The 8,679-nt window shown below is 66.8% G+C and carries 6 protein-coding genes and 1 pseudogene; 4 read left to right on the top strand and 3 right to left on the bottom strand.

Features of this window, described 5'->3' with window-relative positions:
- The first annotated feature begins 257 nt into the window (after positions 1-257).
- Positions 258-725, top strand: coding sequence for a hypothetical protein (locus tag ACFYNS_RS31725; RefSeq protein WP_388606341.1), 468 nt, complete (start codon positions 258-260; stop codon positions 723-725).
- A gap of 153 nt (positions 726-878) precedes the next feature.
- Here the strand turns inward: ACFYNS_RS31725 and ACFYNS_RS31720 are convergent.
- A pseudogene (locus tag ACFYNS_RS31720) lies at positions 879-2,437 on the bottom strand (IS1182 family transposase).
- A gap of 336 nt (positions 2,438-2,773) precedes the next feature.
- Between ACFYNS_RS31720 and ACFYNS_RS31715 the strand changes: the two are divergent.
- On the top strand, positions 2,774-2,953 hold the full coding sequence (locus ACFYNS_RS31715; protein ID WP_388606342.1) for a putative quinol monooxygenase: 180 nt from the start codon (positions 2,774-2,776) through the stop codon (positions 2,951-2,953).
- A gap of 274 nt (positions 2,954-3,227) precedes the next feature.
- Complete coding sequence (locus ACFYNS_RS31710; protein WP_388606339.1) at positions 3,228-6,230, top strand: hypothetical protein; 3,003 nt, start codon at positions 3,228-3,230, stop codon at positions 6,228-6,230.
- A 740-nt stretch (positions 6,231-6,970) separates the two neighbouring features.
- Here ACFYNS_RS31710 and ACFYNS_RS31705 read toward each other — a convergent pair.
- Positions 6,971-7,777 (bottom strand): transposase family protein, encoded by an 807-nt coding sequence (locus ACFYNS_RS31705; RefSeq protein WP_388606338.1) that lies wholly within the window; start codon positions 7,775-7,777, stop codon positions 6,971-6,973.
- Positions 7,778-7,876: 99 nt separating this feature from the next.
- Between ACFYNS_RS31705 and ACFYNS_RS31700 the strand changes: the two genes are divergently transcribed.
- Positions 7,877-8,197: a hypothetical protein gene (locus ACFYNS_RS31700; RefSeq protein WP_388606337.1), complete on the top strand. Its 321-nt coding sequence runs from the start codon at positions 7,877-7,879 to the stop codon at positions 8,195-8,197.
- Positions 8,198-8,406: 209 nt separating this feature from the next.
- Here the strand turns inward: ACFYNS_RS31700 and ACFYNS_RS31695 are convergent, their stop codons facing one another.
- Entirely contained in the window at positions 8,407-8,550 is a 144-nt protein-coding gene (locus ACFYNS_RS31695) for a hypothetical protein (RefSeq protein ID WP_360290691.1), read from the bottom strand.
- Positions 8,551-8,679: the final 129 nt, after the last annotated feature.

Raw genomic sequence — 8,679 nt, 5'->3', positions numbered from 1 at the left:
AGATCACCACGCCAACGACGAGGGGCTCTGCCGCGTCACCACCCTCGCTGACCAGCCCATTTCACCTCTACAGCACAGGATGAAAGAGGTTCAGTGATGGCCGGGAGGAGTTCATCCTCGGCAAGCTCCTCGAGATCGCCATCTCCTGTGGCGTTCTGCTGGTCGGAAGCACGGTCGGCATCACGGCCTTTCTCCTTGCGGGAACCCCGGATCGGCGCCGCCACTTCACCCGGCGTCTGTTGGGGCCACTGAAGTCCATGCTGGCGCTTGCTGCAGGCCCGGCAGTGTTCTGGCTGTCCGTGACGACACTCAAGGGTGACCTGGTCGGCGAGCCGGAATTGGTTGCCTTCTTTTCCTCGATCACTGGTCCCGGGATCATCTGTTCCTTGCTGAGCCTGCTGGTCCTTGTCCTCGGGGCACTCGTCGCCGTGGTCCTGCTGATCGTCTCGTCCCTCTACACGATCGTTGCGGCCTACAGCTGCGTCAGCTCATGCTTCCGCGCTGCGGACGTCCACCAGCTGCTCCCGGCGCTGCTCTCACCTTTGCTGGTCTGGTCGCTCTTCGTCTTCCAGGTCTTCGACGGCCCCGATGTCGCCGCGCCTTGGGAGGTGCTGTACGCGTTTCTCCTCGGCGGCCCGCTGACGGTGACCGCATTGTCAGTCTGGGAGGTACGGCGCCTGCGCAGCCGCTACGGCATAACCCTGCGCACCGCGCTGGGTCGCTGAGCGCGGCGGACCGTATTACCAAGAAGCTCTCTCGGCGCACAGCAACCTCGATTGAGGGTATCCAGCTTCTCTGCGTGTCCTGCAGATCGACTAGAAGACTGATGAAGATCTTGCTGAGGGGTTGTCCGGCCGGAGGCCGGGCGGCCCCTCAGGTCATCCGGTGGCCATGCCGAGGTGCCAGGTGTGGTTGGTGCGGGTGAGGCCGAGGTTGATCAGGCGGCGGAGGTTGAGGGCGGCTGCCCGGTGGTGGAGCCAGGTGTTGTTCTGGATGGTGCCGCGGTAACGCAGGCGCCGGTTGCCCCGGTGGACAAGCCAGGCGACAGCTCGTTCAACGGGTGGCCGCCAGCGGCGGTAGGTGTCCTGCCAGCCGGAGTCGGTGGCGGCTTGGCGGCGGGCATCGGCCATCAGATCGTGGTGGGGCCGGATCGTGACGATGCGGTCGGCCCTGGCCCTGGTGCACCGATTCCGCAGTTCGCAGCCGACGCACTGCTCTGCTGTGAAGACGGCTTTCCGCTGGTGGCGCATGCCGGAAGGCGGCCGTAGTTCAGCGGTTCGTCCCCGCGGGCAGACCACTGTGTTCCCCGTGGTGTCGATGGCGAAGTCGTCCACGGTGAACCCGCCAGGGACGATTGGCCGCAGCGGAGCGGGCTTGAGGAACAGCCGGTGCCCGGCCGCCGTGAGAGCGGCCCGGGCCTCTGTGGTGCAGTAGGCGGTGTCACCCAGGACGTCGAGCGGACCGTCTTCGTCGGCCAGCAGGCCGAGCCCGATGACCGCTTCGTGGTGGGCCGGCCCTGCCCCGGGGTGAGCTCGACGGCGGTGACCAGCCCGGTCTCCGGCTCCATGGCCAGGTGGGCCTTGAAACCGTCCTGGTAGTGGGAACGGGTCTTGTGGACATGCCGGCTGTCGGGGTCAACGGTGGAGACCACCCGCTCGGACGCGGTGCCCCGGCTGATCCTCCAGCGGCCGTCCTGCCCGTCCGAGCCGTCCGCGGGCTCGACGTCCTGGCCCGCGACCAGGGCCAGCAGCCCGACCGCGTTCGCCGCCTTCTCCCCGAGATCCTGGTTGGGCAGATGCCCCAGGAGCCGCAGGGCGTCGCCGACGAGAGCGTCGGCCAGGGCGGCTCGGGCCTCCTCATCGTTCCAGGCGATCCGCGGTTTGCCCGGCGACGAGTAGTCGTGCGCGGTGCACTGCCTGGCCGCGACGTCGGACGCTCCGGGAACTTCGCGGATCACCGCCCGGATCGCGGACACCAGCTGGGTGATGGTGTCCTGGGTGGCCACCGCATCGTCCAGCACGGTGGAATCCAGTGCCCTGCGCTGCTTGCCCTTGAGCACGCCGGTGGCCCGTACGACCTCCCGCACCGCGTCGAAGATCCGGTGCGGACGGGCAGAGCGGGCCAGCCGCCGCCGGAAGTACGACAGCAGCGACGGATCGAACGCCGTGTCATGCAGGCCCAGCCCGCACGCGGCCTTCCAGCGCAGGTCACACCGCAATTCCTGAACAGTCTCGAAGTCCGACAAGCCGTGCAGGGACTGCAGCACCACCGCCGCGGCCAGAACCTGCGGCGGCATACTGGGCCGCCCGTTCGCCGACGGATACATGTCCGCGAACATCTCCGCCGGGAACAACACCGCACGATGTTCCGCCAGGAACGCGAAGACACTCCCCGCCGGGATCAACTCCCGACACAGCTCCCACACGTCCGGCCCGATCGTCTCCCCGGCCCACTCCCCTTGAACCACCACACAAGTCTGGCCCCACCGCTGACGCGGAGGGGCCAGAACCCGAGATCTTCATCAGTCTTCTAGGGCATGTCTCTTCGGTTTTGCGGCTCGTGCCACCGATGAGTGTGGTGGGTGCTGCGGTCTATCCCCTCAGTGGCCATGCCGGTAGGCGGTCACGCTGCACATGGGGGCGAGTAGCCGCTATGCGACGAGGAGTAACGTGATCACCATTGCCGGGAAGCTGTGGTGGACGCAACGGCCCGCGACGCCTATCTGGCCGGATACTCGAAGGCCGTCGAGTAGGCCCGGGCTGCCGCCGGGTGCCTGAATTTTACTCTGTCGGCCGACCCGATCGAGCCGGACCGGATCAACGTCTACGAACGATGGGAGAGCGAGGAGGATCTCGCCCGCTTCCGTGGCGACGCTCCGGAACCCGGGCAGGCGGCTCAGAACCGTGACGCCGAGGTGGGCAAGTACCGGATCTCAGGTGTTGAGGCCCCGTAGCCCGTGCCTCCTCCCATCAGGATCGGGACCAGATGAGGAGCGCGGCGGCGGACATCACCCACCGCGCTGCCGCACCCCCACCTTCCCAGACCCCGCTGCCGACCAGCGCTGACATCGCACAGAGTCCGACCCGGACCGCCCCGGCCCTCGGCCTCCGACAACGGCGCGGCCGCGCGCTGATCGCTGGCGACGCCTGAGTTCTCACTGGCCGAGAGGCGTCCGTCGGCGATCGGGGCTAGCCTGAAAGGGCAAGATCGGGTGGATTGGCAGCATTATGGGAAAATTCGTCCAGTTTGAAATCGATGTCGAGAATCTGACCCTGAATCTGCGGGAGCAGATCCGACGGGCACGGTTGTGTGTGACCGACGAGTTCCCCACACCGCTGGGCCGGCTCGTGGTGTCCGGGATGGAGTGGCTCGGTGGCTGGGTACGGGCGGATCTTGCCGAGAACAAGATCATCAGTGTTCGGGAACCCTTCAATGACGAGCCCATCATCAACTATCTACCGGGCAGGCGGGTTGACCTCGTCCAGGCGGTCCACGTGTCGCTATCGTCCCTCGAACAACTCAAACAGGCCGGGACGGGACGGCCGGACGTTGCTCAGGCGCTCCACCTGCGGCTGGTCTTCACACTCCGGATCCACGCCTTCGAGGACGACGTCTCGCTCGTCATCAGCGGTCACGACATCGAGGGGCTCCCGGAGGGCGTACCCGGGGTCCATCAGCTCCGAGCGCAGCTTCTGAAGCAGATTCCGAGGAGGTCCGTCCCTCTGGACCTCGGCGAGTTCAGCACCCTGGGTGGGAAGCCCCGGGTCGCCAACGCCGACGTGGTGGCGGTCGTGGACAACGACATGGGCCATGCCGAGGGCAGCCAGTACCCCGAGCCGGTGGGGCCGGGCCGGTCCCGTATCGCGATCCGGGTCGAGTTGGGCAACTACCCCACCAGCGCGGACCAGTGGGACGCTTTCTTCAAGGCGGCCGACTCCGCGATGTACCGTGCCCCAGGGCTGGGCGGGTTCTTCCCCTCGCCACGAGGATGGACTGTGTTCTGCGACGAGTGGTTCTTGGTCGCTTCCACGGTCCGGGCTGTGGAGCAGGAGCTCAAGAAGTCCGGCAAGTTCCAACTCCAGGGCGGCATCGCGGCAACCTGGTCGGCATCGGACGAACGCCCGCTGATGCATCTCAGCTTCTACGGCAAGGCCCTCGACATCTGCGGTCCGGCGGGCTCGATGCGCCTGAAAGTGGGCATCCCGATCCGGCTCTCCGTACCGCCGCCCACCGATGAGCCGCCCGGGCACCAGCCGGGCAGTGTGCAGCGGCACGTGCGTATCAATTACGACAAGAATGACCTCGACACGGCCAAGTGCGTCCTCTTCATGGGGGCGGTGTGGCCGTATCTCGGGCCGAAGCTGATGTCGGATGAGGCACTAGGATGGTCGGAGCTCGCCCTGTCATTCGCCCTGCCGCCGTTGATCACCTTCTACTCCCTGAAGGAATTGAACAAGGGCGGCCGGGCGCCCGGAGCCGGGGCGAACTGCGTCCGGACCGCCCCGGACAAGGACGAGTTCATCTGCACGAAACCCTTCGGCGCCGGGGAACTGGGGCTCGACGGCGGCCTTCCTCAGCTGCGCGATCTGCGCAGCCGTGCGGACGGGCTGTTGCTGATGGGCGACGTCCACTGGACGCGGCGACTGGGCCGGGGGCTTCGACTCGCCTCGGTCGAGAGCAACGGCTTCGAGCTGAAGAACCCCCCGGGTCTCCCCTGCACCCAGGCAGGCTCGACCGGACTGGCCCTGGTCCGGCAGCATCCCGACTGGTTCGTGCGATACGAGGCAGGGGTCAGCTTCGACTTCGAGCCCGAACCGCTGAGCTCCGATAATCAGTCGAAGCCCGTCGGAACGAACCCGAACGACATCATCCCAGCCCACATCTGCACCGCGCGCATACGCCCGGAGGATGACCCGCTGGGCGTCTTCACCCCCTACCTCAGTTGGAGCGATACCGGCTCCACCGCCTCGGTCGGCGTGGATGTGCCCGTCTCCTCCATTCCGGATGCCTACTTCACCGACGAGTACCACTATCCGTGCCGGGTCCTGATCTTCACCTCGGACGGCGTCCGGCTGGTCACGCTGCCCCCTATCGACAAGGCCCCGGACGACGAGATCGCCTCGCTCGCGACGGCCGGATGGGCGAAGCGGGTGAACGACTGCTACCTGCGGTACCAGAAGAAGAACCCGAAATGGATCATCGATCCTCCGGACCGCTACTCGGAGCGCCATCACTGGGCCATGCGGGTCACCCAGCTCAAGGCCGGTGAGGAGGTACGCCTTCAGGACCGTGTCGGGCGGACCGTCGCCGCCGCGCACGCGGATGGCCAGGGAGAGGCACGACTTGGGGTGCTGCTTGAGCCACAGGCATACGACGGTCAGCTCGCCCTCCGCCGTGGCCGGGACATCGAGGCAGGCGCCGTACAGCAGGTGCACACGCCCACCGACATCAAGCAGACCCAACTGCTCCTGCGGTCGGAACTGCTGTGCCCGGACGGCCCGGTCGAGGTGACCTCGCTAGCCGTCGGCGACCGGCCCGCGATCGCGGTTCTCACCCCCTCGGGAGTCGACCTCTACGGACTCGGCCAAGTCCACCGGCCCGACCTGCTGTCCAGCACGCCGCTCGCGGGCCTTGCCGGAATTCTGGGCACCCAGGACCAGATCGTCGCATGGGGCACCGAAGGGCTCTTCGCGCTCCACCTCGACGGGGAGGCCGGACAGGCGGAGGAAATCCGGGTCGAGCAGCTCTCGGACGGTCCTGTGGACGGGGTCGCCGAGTTCGGGTCTGAAGTCTTCGTCCTGCAGCAGGGCCAGGTCAACGTTCGGGTCGATGACCGTATCGAACCCGTACTCGACGTGCCCGGCGCGCATCTGCTCGCCGCCACCGCCCGGCACCTGCTACTCGGCTCCGCAGACGCCGTGACCCTCTACGAACGGCCCTCGGACTACCGCTGGCCGCTGCGGGCAGCGGCGGAACGCTCGTTCGAGCACCTTTCGGCGATCCACACCTCGGACGTGCTCGCCGACGACAGTAGCCAATTCCTGCTGGAGAACAGCTCACGGAGCGAGCTCATCGATGCTTCGCAGCCGCAATCTCCGGTCGTGGTCGGCACGTACGAGCAGGTCCCGGAGCTGGCTACGTTCAGCAGCTACCGCGATGTCGTCGTCGAGCGTGATCCGACAGCCAACGCCGTCCGCCTGTACACGGTGGGCGCGACCGTCTCGTTGTGACAGCGAGCCTGGCTGCGAAGGCCACGGCTGCTCAACTCGATGTCGCCGCCTGTGCTCTCCTCCCTGCGTGATGGGACGGCGCTGCGGGGTGTGACGGTGATACTGGTGATGTCTTCGCCGTCCGCGTTCCTGGGGTACCGGCCGACAGGTAGCAGGCCCTGGTGGCGGTAGGTGCGGACGGTGTCGGAGCTCACGTTCACCAGGCCGGCTCTTCCGTACGCGCCCCGGCGGGCCGCAGCACGCAGCGGTCAGACCAGGGTCCGCCAGTACGTCCAGAACCGGGTCGCGGTGAGCATCACGATGCCCAGGTACCACGTAACAGGAACGACCCAGTGGAACTCCAGCAGCCGTGGATCCATGACTCCCCCCGTCCGTGCGCGCGGAGCCCCTCGCCAGACGATGCACACGCTGTCATCACCCTACTGGCCGGGACTGACAGCGCCATTGCTGACCAACAGACAGCACCGATTCGCCTTGCTTGATCTGATCGGGTGGCTGCCTCATGCCGCTGGTCGACCCGGGCAGCCAGTGGGTCCAGTCCGAGTACGCCACCTCCGTCGGCTTCGCCGTCTGAGCAACGGACCACGAGAAGGGGGGAGTGTGGAGATGGCGAGGATGACCCCGATTGCGGGGAACGTGTATGCGGTTCCGGGCTGCTGGGCACCTGCTACGGGCGGTTCATTCTCCGCTCTGCTCACCTGCTACCGAGCCACCGGTGTTCCGGTCTGACTGAACCTTTTTCATCCTGAATAGTCGCAGGTCAGTAGTACGTGGATGGCTTGGACGGTGCGGCTGATGCGGCGGGTGGAGGGGCGTGCTCTGCGCATGATGTGCAAGGACTTGAGCCGGGCGAAGGCGCGTTCGCCGGGGGCTCGGAGCCGGGCGTGGTCGCGGTTGAACTGCTGGTAGTGCTCGGGTTGTTCGCTGTGGTGGTAGTAGGGGGTGCGGAAGGTGGCGCCGGCACCCTGGTAGGCGTGGTCCGCCAGCACGAGGATCTGCCGGGTCTGGCAGGCCTGGACGATGCCGTGGGCGCGGGCCGAGGTCAGGTCATGTGTGCGGCCGGGTGTCGCGCGGGAGAACCACACTGGTGTGCCGTCAGGGCGGGCGATGACCTGGACGTTCATGCCGTGCTTCTTGTGTTTCTGCGAGTGGTACGGCTGATCGGCGCGGACGCGGTCGGTGGGGATCAGCGTGCCGTCAACGATGACGTGGTCGCCCTCACCGAGGCCGGTGAGGGCTTCATGGAGGCCTGGGGCCCAGGAGGCCAGCACCTCCAGGCCCTCGTCCACGTAGCGCCAGGCGGTGGCCTGCGATATCGCGAACCCGGCGCCGAGCTGGGCGAACGTCTCGTTCTTACGCAGGTGGACCAGCGTGAGCAGCGCCTGGTCGAAGCAGCCGAGCTTGCGCCAGCGGGTGTTACGCGCGCGACGGTGCTCGTACAGCAGCCAGGCAACGTGCTCAACGAGCTCATGCGGGACGTCGAGCATGGCAGGATACGGAACCAACAGGGCCCCTTCGGTCGCCGGTGTGCTGAGTGGAATCACCACGCCAACGACGAGGGGCCCTGCCTCGTCACCACACTCACTGACCAGGCCTTTTCACCCACCAGTACAGGATGAAAGAGGTTCAGTGAGACCCCCGTCCGCATGCGTTTCGGCCGCTGTTTGTGGCAGCAAGGCGAAGGCGATACCCGACGGCACCCCCTGACGCTTGTCGCTGACGAGGGCCAGCCAGATCTTCCCCTCGGCTTTGCGGCGATCAACCAGCCCCAGCTCGCACGCACCATTGAGAGGACCGTCGCCAACGCCAAGGCGCTCGACCTGCTCGTGGAGCAGCTTCGCTCTCAAGGAGTCCTGACCGAAGAGGTCGCCGCCAACATGAAAGCTGCCGCACTTCCACACGACCTCACGCCCCGCGAAAACCGTGAGTTCTGCCGCACAAGCAAGATTGATGAGTACTGGCGCTGAGCTCCTGCCAGCGGCTAGTGACGTTGAGTAAGCAGCCGCTGGACCGCCTCAGGAGCCCCTTTCCAGGCCATCACCGCCGACAGGGAGAGTTGCTCAGCCCCAGGGCTTACACGCACTCCAGCGCCATGCCGCAGTCCCGGGACAGCGAAGGACCCCGGGCCGCGCACAGCGCTCGGGGCCCGTCCGACAGCCTTACGCCGCCGCCGACTTCAGTCCGAGGGCGGCGGGCCCGGCCTGGTCGTAGCGGTCCTGGAAAGGAACGAGATGACGTTCTCCGCCTCTGCGAAGGCACGGTTGCGGGCGTGCCGTCGTACGGCTTCCTGCACACCCTGTTCTTCCTCGGGTGCGGTCATGCTGCTTCTCCCTCTGCCGCCCACTCCAGCCCAAGGTTGGCGAGTGTGGTGAGTTTGCCGGCGGACAGTTTGGTCCGGCGGGTCTTGTGGTTGGACAGGAACACCCCGAGCTTGACCTCAGTCCCGTCC

This window comes from Streptomyces sp. NPDC006925, from assembly GCF_042869575.1.
GTDB lineage: Bacteria > Actinomycetota > Actinomycetes > Streptomycetales > Streptomycetaceae > Streptomyces.
The sequence above is the reverse complement of the archived record's forward strand: the minus strand, read 5'-3'. Positions and strand labels throughout refer to the sequence as shown.